Origin of the sequence: Massilia atriviolacea (assembly GCF_003953935.1) — a bacterium.
Lineage (GTDB): Bacteria > Pseudomonadota > Gammaproteobacteria > Burkholderiales > Burkholderiaceae_D > Telluria_A > Telluria_A atriviolacea.
In genome coordinates this window covers 688,587-705,432 of sequence record NZ_RXLQ01000001.1, presented here as the reverse complement: position 1 = coordinate 705,432, position 16,846 = coordinate 688,587, and the positions used below count along the sequence as shown (strand labels likewise).

Sequence of the window (16,846 nt, the reverse complement as noted above, 5' to 3'; positions counted from 1 at the left end):
AGCCTGCCGCTGCTGATGTCGGCATGAATCCGCGAAACGGGATGGGAGGAAGCATGGCCCGCACAGCCTCGGTTACCGGCGTGCTGCAGTTCACGCACGATATCGGCCCGGTCGACATCTTCGCCAATAGCGCCAGCATCCCGGCCGATGTCATGCTGCGCCACATGACACCTGAGCGGTGGCCGACAGTGCTTCAGGACGACCCGGGGTCGATGTTGCGTATGTCGGGCGATGCCATCGTATCCATGCGGCAGCGACAGTTCGGCCGCATTATCGACATCGGTGCGGTCAATGCCCGGCAGGGGCAGGCGGGCCAATGCAACTACGCCGCGAGCAAGGCAGGTGTCCCCGGGCTGCCCAGGGCGCTGGTGCGCGAATCGGCATCGAGGCACGTGACCGTCAATGCCACCGCACCGGTCTGTTGCGACACCGGCGTGGTCGCCAGCCGCGCGCCCGCGACGCCGCAGCGGACCGAGGCATCGATCCCGTCGGGCCGGCTGGACTTGCCCGCCGAAGTCGTCCGGGCGGCGGCTTGTATCACGGGCGCCACGGTCGATGTCACCGGCGCCCAGTCGGTGCGGTAGGTCGCCATGCCAAAGACAATGGACGCCATGGTCATGCGCGCTGCGGAGGACGGACTGCGGCTCGAGCAGGTCGCCGTGCCGCGGCCCGGCGAACACGATGTGCTCCTGCAGGTGAGCGCCTGCGGCGTCTGCCGTACCGACTTGCATATTCTCGATGGCGATCTTGCACCGCACCGGCATGCGCTGGTCCCCGGCCACGAGATCGTCGGCCGCGTCGTGGATGCCGGCCGCCGCGCGCGCCGCTTCGAACCGGGCCAGCGTGTCGGGGTACCGTGGCTGGGATCGACCTGCGGGCGTTGCGGGTACTGCCTGAGCGGGCGCGAGAACTTGTGCGGCCGGGCGCGCTTTACCGGTTACGACCGCGACGGTGGCTATGCGCAGTACGCGGCCGCCGACGAGCGCTATTGTTTTGCCTTGCCCGAGCGGTATGACGATCTGCATGCAGCTCCGCTGCTGTGTGCCGGCTTGATCGGCTACCGCGCCCTTGCCATGAGCGCGCCGGCCGGTCCGCTCGGCTTGTACGGGTTCGGAGCGGCCGCGCATCTCGTGGCGCAACTGGCGGCCCAGGGCGGACGCACGGTCTTTGCGTTCACCCGGCCAGGCGATGTCCGTTCGCAGCAGTTCGCCCGCTCCCTGGGCGTGTCCTGGGCCGGCGCGTCCGGCGACAAGCCGCCAGAGCTGCTCGGCGCCGCCATCCTGTTCGCGCCGGTCGGCGCCCTGGTGCCGCAAGCACTCGCCGCCAGCGCAAAAGGGGCGAGCATCGTGTGCGCAGGCATTCACATGAGCGACATTCCCGCCATGTCCTACGCCTTGTTGTGGGGCGAGCGCTGCCTGCGCTCGGTAGCCAACCTGACCCGGCAGGACGGCGAGCGCTTCTTTCGCCTGGCGGCCGACCATGCCTTGCGCATCGTCCCGGTAGCGTTCCCGCTCGGCGCTGCCACCGAGGCGCTCGGGCGTCTGAGGAGCGGAAGCATCGATGGCGCCGCCGTGCTCGCGCCATGGGCCCCGCCCGTAGCGGCGGGGGCGGCATCGTCGCCGTCAGCGCGGATGCCGTGAGCGCCGCCGCTGCGCCCGGCCTGGACGGTGTCGACCTGTTCGTCCCGCCGATCCCGTGTCCGCGCGGCAGGTCGCAGCCCTCTTCGCACCGGTGGATACCGATGCCATGTTGACGCTCGATGTTCATAACCTGTCGGTCTAGCGGAATGCACTTCGTTGCCATCCTGGAAACCTGTTCTGTTCTTCCCTGTTCGCCGATGCGATCGCTGCCGTCGTGGCCGGCCGCTGTGCGTCCTCGCGCCGGCGTTCTCGGCCTTTGCCGAGAACGCCGGCGGGCACGACGTGTTGATCGTGGATGACACGATTGCGAGCGGCAGCACGCTTGCCCGTTGCGCCAGGACGTGCCGGAAGCGCGGCGCCTGCCAGGTGTATGCGGTCGCCGCGCATGGTCTGATTACGGGTGAGGCGAGCCGTACCCTTGGGGAAGCCCAGGTCGACCGAATTCCTGTCAACGATACGGTTCCGCAGTTCAGGCTGGCGTACGGACCGGTTCGGGCGAAGTTGCAGCTGCTCGCTTGCTGGTCGCTGCTGGCTGGGCGTACGCGCCGCAAGCAGCTGCGACGCCGCGCGCGGCGGCGTCATCCGTACGGCCCGAGGCTTACCTTCGGCTCGCCGCCTCTGGCTTGTGCGCCTGCCCTGGTTTGTCCGGCCCGTGCGTCTCCTGGCGCGGCGCCGCTGGTTTTTTCCGGCGCTGGGCATCTCCCTGGTCGAAGAAATGGTAGCGCTGGCCTCCCTGCAGCTTGGCCAGGTACATGGCCTGATCGGCTTGGTTCAGCAAGGCGTCGATACTTGTCGCATCGGATGGGAAAATCGCAATGCCGACGCTGGCGCGAATGGTGAACCGGTGTTTCCGGAACTGGAATGGACGGGCGAGGGCGTCCAGCAGCTTTTGTGCCAGCAATCCGGCACTGGCACGGCTGTCGAGGTCGGCCAACAGCACCGCGAACTCGTCGCCGCCGATCCGAGCGACGGTGTCCGAACGGCGGATGCCCGACTGCAGTCTCTGTGCCACGGCGGCGAGCAACTGGTCGCCGACGTGGTGGCCGAGCGTGTCGTTGATGGCTTTGAAGCCGTCGAGGTCGAGGAACATCATTGCCAGCGGCTGCTCGGAGCGCAAGGCGCTCAATGCCGCTTTCTGTGCGATGTCGTCCAGCATGGCGCGGTTCGGAAGGCGGGTCAGGACGTCGTGGTAAGCCAGGTAATGTTCGTGTTCGCGCCGCGCTTCGCGCTGCGTGATGTCATGCTGTACCGCGACGAAGTGGCGAATCGCACCCTGCGCGTCGCGCAGCGGGGCCACGGCTTCCTCGACCACGTAGAGCGTCCCGTCCTTGCGCCGGTCGATCACGTCGCCGCGCCAGATCCGACCCGCCCGCACCGTGTCCCACAACTGGCGATAGAATGCGGCGTCGTGCCGGCCCGATCGAAGCACGCTCGGGGTATGGCCGAGGAGTTCCTCGACAGCGTAGCCGGACAGTTCGCACAGGGCGCGATTAGCCCACAAGATATTTCCCTCGCTGTCGGTGAGCATCGCCGGCGCGGGAAACTGTGCGAAGGCCTCGGTCAGGAGGCCATCGGGCGCCGATGCGGAACCATCGGCTTGTTGGTGCGGCGTCATGTGTGCCCCGCGGGAGAGTTCAAGACCCGGACAGCTTGGATCTGGCCGGCGCCGGGAAGTTCATCCGCCGTTCGCGGCGGCGGCGCCAGCGTAGCGCCGGCCGTTTTGCCGATGCGCGTGGCGACAGAACAAACTGCGCGCGTCTCGATTTTCCTTGGCACAAGGGAATTCGTTGACGATCGCTTGCGCATGGACGGCATGGAAACCGACCGCGCCGACCTTGTCACCGCCGAAATTTCCGGTATCAAGAAAGAACCTCTCACGGTCTCAGTGGGCGGCAACGAGGTCACGATCAGCGGGCAGCGCGTGGCCGTGACGGAGCGCGGAAGGGCGGACTGCGCTCCGCGAGCGCCAAAGGCACGAACTTGCCGCGCGTTGGCTGAACCAGTATCCCGACGCGACAGGCGACCATGACGGCCTGGGCGTGTTCCGCCTCTAGCGCACCGGGCGCGCCCTGTTACGGTGCAAGCGTTGCGCTCTTGCTGGACAGCCAGGCCGGCGGCACCCCACTGCACTATCTGCGATTTGCGCTTGAGTCGACCCGGCCGCGCCATACGATCCCGCGACGACGGCGCTGCTTTATGCAAGGCTGCGTCATCTTGACCGTGGCGTCGTTGCAGCAGGCTTGCCGGTGATGGTCGACGCCGGCTTACCGGAGCGCGCAACGCATCCTCTTCAAGGAACTGGCGAACGATCTCGATGTGCCATTCGTCGTGTTCTCGATACAGGCCGACGAACGCATGATGCGCGAGCGCATCGTCAGCCGGTCCCGCATGCACCGCGATCCCTCGGATGGCGGTCTCGATACGTTCGGGCCCCAGCTTGCCACCAGCGACCCGCTGTCCGGCGATGAGACAAGTGAGCTTGTCTGTGTAGGCGGAGACGGGGCGGCGGGCGATGTGTCGCTCCGAGCGAGCCTTGTCACGGTGTTCGACCGATGCGGGCACGGGCGCGCGGAAGCTGACCGGATTGCCGTGTCGAGGCCGTGTTCGCGGAGCACGGTCCAGCGGGCTTCCTTGTGCAAGCCGCGCGCGATTGAGGCGCATCAAACGTCGTGCTTCGCAGCGGACCATGCTCGAACAGCGCATCCGGTCGGCCGCGCTGCGCACGCCCGGCGGAGTTCGGATGTCTCCTATAACTTTTCAGATAGTGAGGATCCAATGATCAGTGACAGCGAAGTAAGAAAGAACGTAGAGCATGAGCTCGAGTGGGATGCACGGCTCGACGCGTCAGAACTGGCAGTAACGGTGAAAAGCGGTGTCGTCACACTGACGGGCGCTGTGCACTGCTATGGCCACAAGGTGGAAGCCGAACGTGCAGCCAAGCGGGTCAAAGGCGTTTATGGCCTGGTCAACGAAATCGACGTGCGGCTCGCCAGCGACGGCCGTACCGACGCCGAGATCGCCCACGATGCCGTAGCAGCGCTTCAGCTGCAGTTGCCCATCTCGGCGCAATCGGTCAAGGTCATCGTCGAACATGGACATATCCGGCTGGAAGGGAAGGTAAACTGGGACTACCAGCGCCAGCGCGCGGAGGGCGCCGTGCGCAACCTGCGCGGGGTTAAGAGTGTGCAAAATCAGATAACGATTGCGCCAGCGGTCTCACCGCGGGACATCCGGGGCGAGATACAGGCCGCGTTCCATCGGCATGCCCAGATCGAGGCCAATCGCGTGACGGTAGGGGTGCAATCCGGTCATGTTGTTCTGGCGGGCACCGTCAGAACCTGGGCCGAACGTGAGGAAGCCGAGCGTGCGGCGTGGATGGCACCTGGCGTGGTCGGCGTACGCAACAATATTGCGATCGGCCCATAGACCGGCGGGATCGCCACGCGCGTTCGTATGCGCCCAGGTACGACGACGTTGGTAGCACCTCGGCTACAGCTGGCACTCGCGCCCGCCGTGGCGGCAGCGGGTGCCGGCGCGCGCCATCATCCGGAAAGCTGGGCTGGCTCGGCACAGCACGCGATCATGTCGCGTATGTCGCGTATAGCGCTCTGGCTGTCGCCTGCCGAGATATCCACGGCGCGGATGGGGGCGGGCAGCATGACCACCCTGAATCCGTTCGTGAGCGCATCTTTCACGGTGTCCGGCACGCGATGGTGCGTCGCCAGGCCCCCGATAACAGCCGCCGGCGCCCGCTTGCGCAGTTGCGCGGCCAGGCCGGTCCCTTTGAAACCGGAGTACGCATCGGGCGCGCCGACTAGGCGCCGGCCGGGAAGGTTTTTGGCGCTTCCCCCATTCCCATTGACTGGTCCATTCCGGCGGCGCGCTGTCAACGGCGATTTTAAACTGGTACAGTTTTCGTCGAGCCAGCGCTGTAAAACGGATACACCGCCGTCACCGGCCACCCCATGTGTTCAGCCAATTTCCGTGAGCTCGCACGCACGCATCATGGCGGCCTGCCGCTGATGCTTGAGCCTGTAGCTTTCGCCCGCGATCGGCGCGATGTGCGCGCGGTGCGGCAGGCGGTCCAGCAGCGCCGCGGTCAAGGTCGTATCCTGTACCAACGCCGTGTCCCGCTGCCCGAACGCCAGCTTGCTGGTCACGAGCAGACTGCTGCGTTGGTACAAGGCGGCGCTCACCTGGAAGAACAGGTTGGCTTGCTCCCGGTTCATCGGCAGCTAGCCGATTTCGTCGACGATCGGCAAGCGGTACGCCTTGATCGCCCGGTGCACGACCGCCTTCAGGTTGTTCTGCGTATGCGCTAACGTGGCAGGTGTGGTCCGCCGCGTCAGGACGGCGGGTTCATTGCATTGTACTGGCCGCGAGAATTTCCGCCCCGGGGCCGTGCGAGAAGCTGTGTTGATACAGCTGAACATGATTTGTTCCCTGCAGTGTCGCCTGGTACAGGGCGTGGTCTGCATGGCAGAGAAGGGCGCCGGGATCCCCCCCATGCTCCGGCGATAGTGCCACGCCGATGTTCGCTTGCAGGTCGATGCGCTCGCCGCGGACTACAAACGGCATCGCCAGCGCGGCCTGCAGTCGTTTTACCATGGCGAGCACGGTATCGCGGTCGCTGATTCCAGTGGCCAGAATGGCTAGTTCGGCATCGCCCACGCAGGCAAGCGTGTCCGATTGCCTGACCGTGCTGGCCAGGCGACCGGCAAGCGCGCCAGGCAAGCCGCTGCCTGCGGCGATCAGGGGGCCGTGCAGATCAGGGTGGCCATCGGGTGCGATCCGGATCACGGCGGTGCGCTCGGTGCCGCGCGACGAGCGCGCGATGGCTGCGTCCAGTAAATGGATGAGCGTGGCCCGGTTGGGACGGCTGAAAAACAGGTCCATGCGCGTCTGGGTGCGCGCTGACCGGTCGAAATCGAGCTGTTGCGTGATGTCTTGCTGAACGGCGACGAAATGGGTGACGCTGCCGTCTTCGTTGCGCAGTGGCGTGATGACTTCGTTGGCCGCATACAGCGAACCATCCTTGCGTTTATCGATGACCTGGCCGCGCCACACGCGGCCGGACAGTACCTTTTGCCACAGCTCGGCGTAAAAGACCGGCCCTTCGATGCCCGAGTTCAGCAAGGCAGGCGTGCGGCCCGCTAATTCATCGAGCGTATAGCCGCTCAACGTGCAGAAAGCAGCGTTGGCCCACACGATCCGGCCTGCAGAATCGGTGATAAAGGTCGCATTTGCCAGTTCCTTGAATGCCTGGAGCAGGAGCGGCTGCAGGGAGGTTGGAAAGTGATATGGCGCTTGTACAGGGTTCATGACGGCGGTCTCCGGTTGTTCCTGGTTAGAGTCCGTTTGCGCGCCCGAGTTCAACGGCTTGTTTTGCTGCGCCAGAAAAGCTGCTCGACAGGGATTCATGGCGGCCGTGCCGAACCATACGATATGCTGCGGGACTGACCACCATGCGCATCAACGCCGGGAGACATGTCATGGTCAAGCCGATCGTCGTGACCGGTATCGTGGCGGCGGTGGCGGTAACCGCCCGCGCAGTCCTGTTTTATGTGACACGCGACTTAGGCACGTCGTGCATGGCGCCGCCAGATCCTCGCGCGCTCGCGTTCGCGCGTCGCTTCGGCTTCCGTGATGTCCTGCCGTGCCGCGACGCTATAACGGGATCGCGCGTTGCTTCTCGTACGGCAGTCGCGGCGGGATCGCTCATGTACCGTCAACTGATCTGCGCCAGGCCCGTGTCCGCGCCATGCCATGCCCGCTCTCATCGTGGACGCAGCTGGCAAGATGGGCACGATGGCTGCGCGAGCGCAGCTGTACCGGGTGCGCACTGGCGCTGCGACTTTCCTCATCGCCTGTGGCGGGAAGCAGGGGAAAGGGCAGCTTGCGTGACCGCTGCGCCCGCAAGGCGTTCGCAAACAAGGAGACAGCCTGCCTTGACGATGTGGCTCAGGGCCATGGCGAGCGCGCGAGCGGAGCAGGAGTTGCCCGCGCATTTTGTCCGTATGCTGCTGGAAAACGTGTTGAAGTAGCGCATTGCCAATGTCAGACGTTTGAGCCCCCGCTTGATGTAGCGCAGAGATCATGCGCTTAACACGCCCATGATTAAGGTTCCTTGCATGCGTTAGCGCCGCTGACGCCGCATACGAGCGGTTCATCGTTGGGGGGTGGGTAGTGCGCAAAACGATTATGGTTCACGCGGGTACCGTGGCGCGCAACGCATTGAATGATGCTGGTTTGCCCGCCCGGACGACGCACCGGGCATTTCAGGCGCGTGGTCGCAGGCGGTGCCGCGGGCGAGCTTACCTCATATGAGCGCATCGATCCACCCTGGGGCGCCCTTGCTAGGGATGAAGGGCTTGATTGTCGGAATCGCCAACGCCGACAGCATCGCATACGGTTGCGCCCGCGCGATGCGGGCCCAGGGAGCCGACCTGGCTGTTACCTACCTCAACGACAAGGCGGAGCCGCATGTCCGGCCCCTGGTGCAGGCGCTCCAGTGTCCGATCATCGTTCCTTGCGATGTTGAAAAAGCAGGGGAGCTGGAAGCTGTCTTCGCCCAGCTCTTGCAGCGTTGGGGACGGCTGGACTTCGTGTTGCATTCGATTGCCTATGCCCCCCGGGATGCGTTGTGCGGACGGGTTACGGATTGCCCTGGGACCGGCTTTGCGCGTGCCATGGATGTGTCGGTCCATTCCTTCATTCGTATGGCGAAGCTGGCCGAACCGCTGATGACCAGTGGCGGATGTCTGCTGACGATGAGCTATCTTGGCGCACAAGAAGTTGTCAGGCAGTATGGCGTGATGGGGCCGGTGAAAGCCGCGCTCGAGGGGGTGGTCCGCTATCTTGCCGCCGAGCTCGGTCCTAGCGGCATCCGCGTGCATGCCATCTCGCCGGGACCGCTCAAGACCCGGGCGGCGTCCGGTATTCCTGAATTCGATTCCTTGCTGGAGCTGGCGGCAAAAAAAGCGCCGCTGCACCAACTCGTCACGATCGACGATGTCGGCATGGTCGCGGCTCTGCTTGTGTCGGAAGGCGCCCGCGCCCTGACTGGCAACGTCATCTATGTCGATGCCGGGTATCACGTCGTCGATTGAGCCTCGTTCGGTGCAAGCTTCTGTAGCGATGCTCTCCCCGACGCCTTGAGGCGATGAGTTCATGGCGGCAACGGCAATCCGTGCCCTGGCAGGTATCGACACGGCGTCGTGCCTGCGTTGCGGCGGCCTGCAATAAGACAGGCCGCTGCCCAAGTTCAGTCCTCAAGCCCGAAAAACGCCAAGGTCGCCGCATACGCATCGGCCCGCACCTGTCCGACCGGCACCCCACGCGCGCTGGCGAGCAGCTCGGCAACGCGCGCCAGCGCCGCCGGCTCGTTCCTGCCCGCAATGCCCGGGGTGTAGCCGGGCGGCGTCAGGTAGGGCGCGTCGGTTTCCAGCATCGTGCGCGCGGGCGGGATGGCGTGCAGCGCCTGCAACAGGTCGTGATTGCGGTTCTTTTGTCCGACCCAGCCGGTAATGCCGAGATAAAAACCGCGTTCGATATACGCTCGCGCGACCGCCTCGTTGCCGGTGAAGCAGTGCACCACACATTTCGGCAGGCGGCCCTGGAAGTTGTCCAGGATGGCCAGCAGGTCCGCTGCGGCCTCCCGCTCATGCAGGAACATGGGCTTGCCGATCGTGCAGGCCAGCGCGACATGGGCTTCCAGCGCGGCACGCTGGACCATGCGCGGCGACAGGTCGCGGTTGTAGTCGAGCCCGGTTTCGCCCACCGCCACCGCATTCGGATGCGCGAGCAGTTCGCGTAGTTGCGCCAGGGTGTCGTCGTCGAACCCGGACGCGTAATGGGGATGGACGCCGGCAGTGAAGTAGCCCGTGCCGGGCGCCATCTGTTCCGTCAGCAGCGCCACCTCCCTGGACGTGGCGAGCGAGGTGCCGGTCAGGATGAAGCGCCCGACACCGGCCTCATGCGCCCGCGCGATCACTTGTTTCCAGTCACGCGAGAAGCGGTGGCTGGCGAGGTTCAGTCCAATGTCGATCAGGGGCGGTGTCAGCATGCCCGGCATTGTCGATGGCAAGTTGGTAGTTTGTCAATGTCGACGATGCCGGGCCATGCACGACACCATCAGCGTGCACGCAGGACGTGGCCGCAGGCGTTCCTCATTTCCTTATGCTTGCCTCTCAAAATATTGCTTCATTGCAAGGCTGCTGCGTAGCTCCGTCACGATCGCCAGAAGATCTTCCTGGCGTTTTCCCCCCGCTTCCGCTTCCGCTTGCGTAAGCGGCTGGTCCACATAGGTCTCTCTTCTGACGCCGGGGCGTCCCGCGATGCCGTACTCCTCGCCGCCAGTCTCGCGCGGATTGGGGTGGGAGACGACCGCCTCCGAATCGATCATTGCAATCGTATTGTCTATTTCACGTTCGACGACTGCTTTGACTCCGGCCATCAGCGGAGTCCAGGCAGATGCCCTCGTTTCGGTAGCCACCCTCTGATTGAAGCGCTCGTTTTTGTCAGCGTAGACTTCGTCCAGGCCAGAATAATCCTTGTGGTCCTCGGGCACCACTTTTTTCTGGGCATTTACGAGGTTGCCATCACTGTCCACCAATTCGTTTAGTTCTGTTGCCAAGGCCAAAATCGAACGATATTGCTCGTTATTTTTTAGCGCCTCACTATGGTTTGTCAGGCGCGTCAGCGTCGTTCCATTGAAATATTCATCATGCGATCCGTTCTTAAATGCAACCCAGGCGTTGTTTTCAACTTGTCGTGGATTTGTCAATCCCTCTTTGCCCTGCAACTCCGTCAGTAATCCTTCCAGTTTTTTCAGGGCGAGCGGTTTGGCGTTGTTTTGCGCATATGTTTTCATGGCGGCCAGGTCGTCTCGTGAAGCAGAGGTGGTCGCTAAAATATTGGGCACCCAATCCTTTGCCCATACACTCGCCAGTTCTTTGACGATCGACGAATAGTCGTCGTCATCTGGCAGCGTCGCTACTCGCTGAATCAGGATGGAAGGGATTGCCATGGTATTGGCCAGGGCCTTGTTCAGATGGATAAAATGAGCGGGCAGGGCTTCCAATTCGGCATCGTCTCCAGCTTGCGCTTCCAGATGCGCCAGCGCCGTGTCGTCGAGTTCCTTACAGAGTATCCCCATGTGACTTCGGTCCGCAGTGCTCGTGTCCTCATCTTGGGAATCCACTCTGGATCCGATGATCGCATCGGCGATCTCATCGCCGTTCAAGGATATATTCATCTGCGAGTAAATATTGCCACCCTGCAGTTTAGACGCCGTCGGCTCCACAATTTGCATGTTGTCGATCTCGATGGCGCTCTCCTGCGCGGTCGAGCGAACCCATCCCGTACCCACGCCTTTTTCCTTAAGAAGTTCGAGAAGCGCGTCCAGATTTGCCGAACCCAATTTGTTCGCCGCAGTTCTGACTTCCCCCAGCGCCGCTCTCATCTTTATGTGAATTTCCTGGATTTCCTTTCTGTCCGGGCTGCCATCCGTCTTGTTCGGGACGATGAAAGGCGGCATGCCGATCTCGACGACGTCTCCCGAATCGGTTTCCAGTTCGAATCCGATCCCGAATAAATCCGACTGTGGCGGCGTACGGGCGAGGATGATGTGCGATGCGGTACCTGCAAGCGAGTGTCCGGTAAATTCGTATTCGAAACCGACGCTGCGGTGCGACGACATGATGCTGTCTTTCGTATGCTTTGAAAGCAGCTTCGTTTGATAGGCCTTTTGTTCGGCGATAAAGTCGCCCGCCGACATGTCGGCTATTTTTTTGTACCCGTCTATTGGCGCAGCGCGCGCGCGCAATCTTCCGGGAAGATTGGCGCTCAACGATTTATGCGGCTCGGCATTGACCTCGGCAAATGCATCGGAGCGAATATGCGGCCAATCGTTGTCTTTATATCTGGCCTTATTTTCGGCAAAGAGTGGATGCCACATGTGGTTCTTTTCTGTTGCTTTGGCGTCTGCCTTGTGGTTGCGCAGTACTTCCTGATTCGGGCCGCGTCGTGACGGAACGACATGGTCGGGGTGGGTTTCGATCTCAAGGATTTTCCCTTCCGCCAGCGTGCCCACTTCTTTCCCGTGGAAGATCGAATCGCCTATTGGCGCCACGGTATTGGTCGTGCCGACCACTTTCACGAGCAGGCCGCGCATGGTCGCTTCTCCCGCTGCCGCAGCGGCCCGCGGCGAGGCGGCGTCGGTGCCTGGCGCATCCTGAGCGGCAGCGGGCGGCCGGTTCGCCTGCGCCGGCGCGGATTCTTCCTGAGGGGGGATGTGCAGCGACGAGACGCTGAGCGTGCGGGTCAATGAGGGAGTGAACACAGGTTTGTCCTCTTTTCACAGGTGAGGGGGAATCGGTAAGATGGACCTCGCCGTATCGATCGACGCGGCCACCGCTATCCCATAGGTGGCGGCAGAACCGCAGCCGTTCCATCGCTCCCGGCGTCTTTTCGCATGTGCGGCAGACCTGATGTGCGGCAAACCTGATGCGCCGCGAAGATTCCCGATCCTGTGCATGGAACCGGGCGCCCCTTTCCGCACACACATGGCGGCAAGGGCGTCGTCACGCGGATGGCGCCGGCATCACCGCTCACTTATCAGGGAGGGTACGCCGAAAGCCGGTGCGCGCCACGCCGCCGGCGGGAGGCGTCCGCATCGACACCATGGCCTCGTCACGCTCCGCGCTACACAGTTCCACGATCACCGCCTGCTCCATCATGCAGCCGCACGACCCCGTCGCCGACGCCAGCGGCCGCCGCCGCCGCGGCCTGGGCCGCAAGGACGCCGCCGGCCCCCGGCCGCTGTAGGCGCAGCATGGCGACCCAATCGATTTCATCCCTGCAAGCGCCGCTGCACCTGCACAGCGCGGCGCCGCTGGCGGCCGCCAAGCCCGCCGCCGAGGCAGGCAAGGCCATGGGCAAGGCCGACTTCGACGACCTGGCCGGCTCCGGCGCGGTCCAGGCCCATCTGCCCAAGGTGCGCACGCCGCTGATGCGCCGCCTGGCGCGCACGCCGGCGGCCCCGCAGCCGGCGGTCCACGACGACCACGACACACCGCTCAAGAGCGCCGCCGCGCAACTGATCGAGTCCCTGTCGCAGCGCTCGGACGACAGAGGCGAGCCCTGGCAGGGCACCGAAGACCCGCTCCAGCAACAAATGCTGCTGGAGCAGGCCCGCCAGCATCTCGAACACCTGCCCGACGACGGCAGCGGCAAGCGCGAGGCCCTCGGCGCCCGGCTCGATGCGATGCAGGCCGGGCTCACCGCGCGCCACGGTCCCGCCATTGCCCAGGGCAAGGGCCATGCCGACGCGCTGGAAGGCGCGCTCGCCGCGCAGGGCGCCGCTCCCGCCGCCTTGTCCGCCTTGCGCCAGCAGTTCGGCGCCCCGGTCAACGGCCGCCGCGATGCGCCGATGCCGCCCACCGCGCTGCTCGATATCCTGCTCAAACAGGCCGGCCCGGCCGGCGCCGGTACGGCGCTCGGCCGCCCGCCGGCGCAATTGCACGAGGAACTGAGGCGCCGGGGCCGTTCCGGACCGCGCCTGTGGCTGTCGCTGCAGGACGCCGCCAGTTTCCAGCTGGTCAACACCAGTTTCGCGATGGCCGGCGACCTGCGCCGCGAACTGTCGGACAAGGCCCAGGCCGCGCCCCTGGCCGGGCAGGGCGAGCTGGCCCGGCTGCTGCTGGGCCTGGGCGACGCGGACGCCGGCCAGGCCGGCCCGCTGCTGCGCCAGCTGGTCGACATGGAACACCTGAGCCCGCGCCAGCGCGGCGCCGCCTGCCAGGTCCTGCGCGCGGCCATCGCGCGCTGCCCGGACAGCATGTGGAGCGGCGCCGCGCCGTCCCAGCGCCTGGGCCTGCTCGACCAGCTGCAAGCGATGACGATCGAACACCACGCCGCCTTGCCGACCCTGTCGGCGGCGCCCGGCGACGCGCTGCAATCGCGGCTGCGCGAGGACCACCACAACAGCAGGAGACCATGATGGAAGACATCGCCGCACGCCTGGTACGCCAGGCTCGTCACGACCAGGTCGTGATGCAACAGCCGCAGGAGGACGGCCTGCAACTGCTGGCCTATCCCTTGCCGGACGGCGCGCTGGTCGCGCTCGGCTTCGGCCGCTACAGCGCGCACCGCGTGCTGCCCGAGCGCGTCCTGCGGCGCCGCGCGGTCCAGCCGTCGCGCTACGCCGGCTGGCTGCCGGCCATGCTGGGCGACGGCAGCTGGTACCTGGTGCGGCGCCTGCGCGACGACGCTTCCGGCCAGCCCGCCTTGCCCGACAGCGCCCAATGGCAGGCCGCGCGCGAGCTGCTGGCATGAGCCGCATCTCCTCCGCCGGCGGCGCAGGGCGCGCCGAGCTGCATGGCGGCGACGCCCATTTCGGCATCGCCGGCCCGTCCGCCCTGGACACCATCGTCCCGGTCAAGCGCACCGACCTGACGGCGTGGGAAGAATCGGCCTCGCTGTCGCCGTTCGATGCGGCCAGGCAGGAAACGCTGGCGCCGCTGACGCGCTTTCTCGGCGCGGCGCTGACGGTGGCCAATCCGGCCTGGTCGCGCGACCCCTTGCCCGGCTTGCGCGCGCTGCAAAAGCGCCTGGTCGACCATTCGCTGGCGCTCGATCCGGCCGCGCGCGCCGACAGCATGGAAGCGATCCTGGTGGTCGAAGACGCCGTGCGCCTGCGCCTGCGCTTCCAGCAGATGGAGCTGGCGCGTTTCGGCGCCGAGGCGGCCGCATGAAACTGCGCCAGCGCCACACCCCCATGCCGCTCGACCTCGCGGTGGCCATCGGCCTGCTGTGGGGCCACCTGAACAGCGGCCAGTTCGACCAGGCCTGGCGCCTGGGCCGCGTGTGCCGCCAGATCTGGCCCGACGACGAGCGCCTGGCGCTGCTGGTGGCCACCGCCCAGGTCGAGCTGTTCGACGGCCCCGACCCCGATACCCAGGCCTTGCTGGCGCGCGCCGCCTGCCCGTCCTGGAGCGCCGTGCTGGCGCGCCGCTGCGGCGCCGCCTGACCCCATCCACTCCCTTCACCATGCCAGGAAATCCGCATGCTCAATAGAATCGTCATGTACCTCAACGGGCTCGCGGCCCGCATGGCAAAGCGCGCCGAACTGGGGGCCGCCGGACTGGTGATCGCCATCGTCTTCATGCTGGTGCTGCCGATGCCGGTCTGGCTGCTCGACATCCTGATCGCGCTCAACCTGTGCGCCGCCGGCCTGATGGTGGTGGTGTCGATGTACATGGCCGGGCCGACCGCGTTTTCCACCTTTCCCACCGTGCTGCTGCTGACCACCCTGTTCCGCCTCGCGCTGGAGGTGGCCACCACGCGCCTGATCCTGCTCGAAGGCGATGCCGGCCACATCGTCGAAACCTTCGGCAACTTCGTCGTCGGCGGCAACCTGGTGGTCGGCCTGGTGATTTTCCTGATCCTGACCGTGGTCCAGTTCATCGTCATCACCAAGGGGTCGGAGCGGGTGTCGGAGGTGTCGGCGCGCTTTTCGCTGGACGCCATGCCGGGCAAGCAGATGTCGATCGACAGCGACCTGCGCTCGGGCCTGCTGACCCCCGACGAAGCCAAGAAGAAGCGCGCCACGCTGGGCCAGGAGAGCCAGCTGCACGGCGCCATGGACGGCGCCATGAAGTTCGTCAAGGGCGATTCCATCGCCGGCATCTTCATCGTGGTGGTCAACCTGGTCGGCGGCATCTCCATCGGCATGCTGCAGCACAATATGGCGGCGGGCGAGGCGGTGCGCAAGTACGCCATCCTGTCGATCGGGGACGCCCTGATCGCGCAGATTCCGGCGCTGCTGATCTCGCTGGCGGCCGGCATGATCACCACCCGCGTGCCGATCGGCGACGAGAAGCCGGGCGAGGAGGCCAGCAACATCGGCCAGGACATCGCCGCCCAGCTGTTCGGCGAACCGCGCGCCTTGCTGGTGGCCGCGTCCATCATGCTCCTGTTCGGCCTGATTCCCGGCATGCCGACCCTGGTGTTCCTGATCCTGGCCGTGCTGCTGGGCGGCGGCGGCGCGGTCGGCATGCTCAAGCCGCGCGCGGAGGCGGCCAGCCAGTTGCAGACAGCCGAGGTGGAGCGCCAGAACGCCGGCATCGTCGACCTGACCACGTTTACCGCCACACGCCCGTTCGCGGTGCGCATGGCGCCCGAGATGGAGGGGACGGAGGCGGCCGACAGCGTCATCCGCGCGGTGCGCATCATGCGCAACAATGTGCTCGACCAGAAGGGCATCCCGGACCTGCAGCCGGTCGACTTCGAGTTCCGCGCGACGGTGCCGGCCGGCCGCGTCCACTTCCTGATGGCCGAAATCCCGCTGATCGACGTCGAGATGCGCAGCGGCTGGGCGGCCAGCACCGAATCGGCCGAGCGGCTGGAGGAACTCGGCTTCACGGCGCAGGAAGACGCGCTGGTCGGCACGCGCCGGCGCCGTGTCTGGGTCGAGCTGGCCGACGAAGCCGGCCTGCAGGCGGCCGCGGTCAAGTACCTGTCCTGGGAGCAGGTGTTCGCTGCCGACGTGCAGGTCGAAATGCTGCGCAACTGCCAGATGTTCATCGGCGTGCACGAGGTGCAGCGCTTTACCGCCTGGGCCGACCGCCGCTTTCCGGAACTGGGCAAGGAACTGGCGCGCAGCGTGACCCTGCCGCGCCTGACCGAGGTGATCCAGCGCCTGGCGCGCGAGGGCGTGTCCTTGCGCAATGCGCGCCTGCTGCTGGAAACCACCCTCGAATGGGCGCCCAAGGAGCGCGATCCGGACGTCATCGCCGACTATGTTCGGCTGGCCTTCAAGCGCCAGCTGTGCCACGAGGTGGCGCGCGACGGCCTGATCGAGGTGGTGCTGCTCTCGCCCGAGCTGGAAGAACAGTTGCGCGCCGCGCTGCGCCAGACCAGCCAGGGTGCCTATTTGGAGCTGGACCCGGAACTGGAACAGGCCATTCTCGACCGCCTCGGGCAACTGGCCGGCACCGGGGGCACGCCGGCCGCGCCGCCGGTGCTGGTGACGGCGGCCGACATCCGGCGCGCGCTGCGCAACCTGATCGAGGAAGAGTTCTTTTCGGTGCCGGTGTTCGCGTTCGCCGAACTGACCCAGCACAGCCGCGTGCAGCCGGTCGGGATGATCGAGATGTAAGTACCCGTCCAGAAGTAGATGCGATTGTTGTCTTCCATGGCCGGCG

At 65.5% G+C, this 16,846-nt stretch carries 14 protein-coding genes and 1 pseudogene; 10 read left to right on the top strand and 5 right to left on the bottom strand.

The genetic code is table 11. The annotated features are described in order from the left end of the window. Positions 1-53 precede the first annotated feature (53 nt). The 3 genes and pseudogenes from EJB06_RS03035 to EJB06_RS33045 all read left to right on the top strand — a co-directional run. Complete coding sequence (locus tag EJB06_RS03035; protein WP_164557791.1) at positions 54-584, top strand: SDR family NAD(P)-dependent oxidoreductase; 531 nt, start codon at positions 54-56, stop codon at positions 582-584. A gap of 18 nt (positions 585-602) precedes the next feature. Continuing rightward, the gene (locus EJB06_RS03030) at positions 603-1,640 is read left to right on the top strand and encodes a zinc-dependent alcohol dehydrogenase family protein (RefSeq protein ID WP_126072552.1); all 1,038 of its coding nucleotides are present in this window, start codon (positions 603-605) and stop codon (positions 1,638-1,640) included. A gap of 156 nt (positions 1,641-1,796) precedes the next feature. Continuing rightward, positions 1,797-2,096: pseudogene (locus tag EJB06_RS33045) on the top strand (phosphoribosyltransferase family protein); the annotation flags it as partial. A 142-nt stretch (positions 2,097-2,238) separates the two neighbouring features. On the opposite strand, the gene EJB06_RS03020 reads toward EJB06_RS33045, so the two are convergent. Beyond that, positions 2,239-3,255 (bottom strand): sensor domain-containing diguanylate cyclase, encoded by a 1,017-nt coding sequence (locus EJB06_RS03020; RefSeq protein ID WP_126072498.1) that lies wholly within the window; start codon positions 3,253-3,255, stop codon positions 2,239-2,241. 701 nt (positions 3,256-3,956) lie between these two features. Here EJB06_RS03020 and EJB06_RS32380 point away from each other — a divergent pair. Continuing rightward, positions 3,957-5,066, top strand: coding sequence for a BON domain-containing protein (locus tag EJB06_RS32380; protein WP_229426891.1), 1,110 nt, complete (start codon positions 3,957-3,959; stop codon positions 5,064-5,066). 545 nt (positions 5,067-5,611) lie between these two features. Here the strand turns inward: EJB06_RS32380 and EJB06_RS03005 are convergent. Further along, positions 5,612-5,869 carry an ATP-binding protein gene (locus EJB06_RS03005; protein WP_307720433.1) on the bottom strand — a complete coding sequence of 86 codons (258 nt, stop codon included), beginning with the start codon at positions 5,867-5,869 and terminating at the stop codon, positions 5,612-5,614. Positions 5,870-5,999: 130 nt separating this feature from the next. Further along, positions 6,000-6,962 carry a sensor domain-containing protein gene (locus EJB06_RS03000; RefSeq protein WP_164557790.1) on the bottom strand — a complete coding sequence of 321 codons (963 nt, stop codon included), beginning with the start codon at positions 6,960-6,962 and terminating at the stop codon, positions 6,000-6,002. Between the two features lie 1,001 nt (positions 6,963-7,963). Here EJB06_RS03000 and fabI point away from each other — a divergent pair. Continuing rightward, positions 7,964-8,749 (top strand): enoyl-ACP reductase FabI, encoded by a 786-nt coding sequence (gene fabI / locus EJB06_RS02995; protein WP_126072495.1) that lies wholly within the window; start codon positions 7,964-7,966, stop codon positions 8,747-8,749. A 155-nt stretch (positions 8,750-8,904) separates the two neighbouring features. Here the strand turns inward: fabI and EJB06_RS02990 are convergent, their stop codons facing one another. Together EJB06_RS02990 and EJB06_RS02985 are read right to left on the bottom strand one after the other, a co-directional pair. Continuing rightward, positions 8,905-9,705: a TatD family hydrolase gene (locus tag EJB06_RS02990; protein ID WP_164557789.1), complete on the bottom strand. Its 801-nt coding sequence runs from the start codon at positions 9,703-9,705 to the stop codon at positions 8,905-8,907. Positions 9,706-9,816: 111 nt separating this feature from the next. Further along, on the bottom strand, positions 9,817-11,982 hold the full coding sequence (locus EJB06_RS02985; protein ID WP_126072493.1) for a hypothetical protein: 2,166 nt from the start codon (positions 11,980-11,982) through the stop codon (positions 9,817-9,819). Between the two features lie 492 nt (positions 11,983-12,474). On the opposite strand from EJB06_RS02985, the gene EJB06_RS02980 reads away from it, so the two are divergent. From EJB06_RS02980 to sctV, 5 genes are read left to right on the top strand one after another with little or no spacing between them, the layout of a single operon-like run. Continuing rightward, complete coding sequence (locus tag EJB06_RS02980; protein WP_126072492.1) at positions 12,475-13,641, top strand: hypothetical protein; 1,167 nt, start codon at positions 12,475-12,477, stop codon at positions 13,639-13,641. After that, on the top strand, positions 13,638-13,976 hold the full coding sequence (locus EJB06_RS02975; protein ID WP_126072491.1) for a hypothetical protein: 339 nt from the start codon (positions 13,638-13,640) through the stop codon (positions 13,974-13,976). Before EJB06_RS02980 ends, EJB06_RS02975 begins: the two co-directional genes overlap by 4 nt. Further along, entirely contained in the window at positions 13,973-14,395 is a 423-nt protein-coding gene (locus EJB06_RS02970) for a hypothetical protein (RefSeq protein WP_126072490.1), read from the top strand. Before EJB06_RS02975 ends, EJB06_RS02970 begins: the two co-directional genes overlap by 4 nt. Next, entirely contained in the window at positions 14,392-14,670 is a 279-nt protein-coding gene (locus tag EJB06_RS02965) for a hypothetical protein (RefSeq protein WP_126072489.1), read from the top strand. Before EJB06_RS02970 ends, EJB06_RS02965 begins: the two co-directional genes overlap by 4 nt. A gap of 36 nt (positions 14,671-14,706) precedes the next feature. Next, the gene (gene sctV, locus EJB06_RS02960; RefSeq protein ID WP_126072488.1) at positions 14,707-16,800 is read left to right on the top strand and encodes a type III secretion system export apparatus subunit SctV; all 2,094 of its coding nucleotides are present in this window, start codon (positions 14,707-14,709) and stop codon (positions 16,798-16,800) included. Positions 16,801-16,846 lie beyond the last annotated feature (46 nt).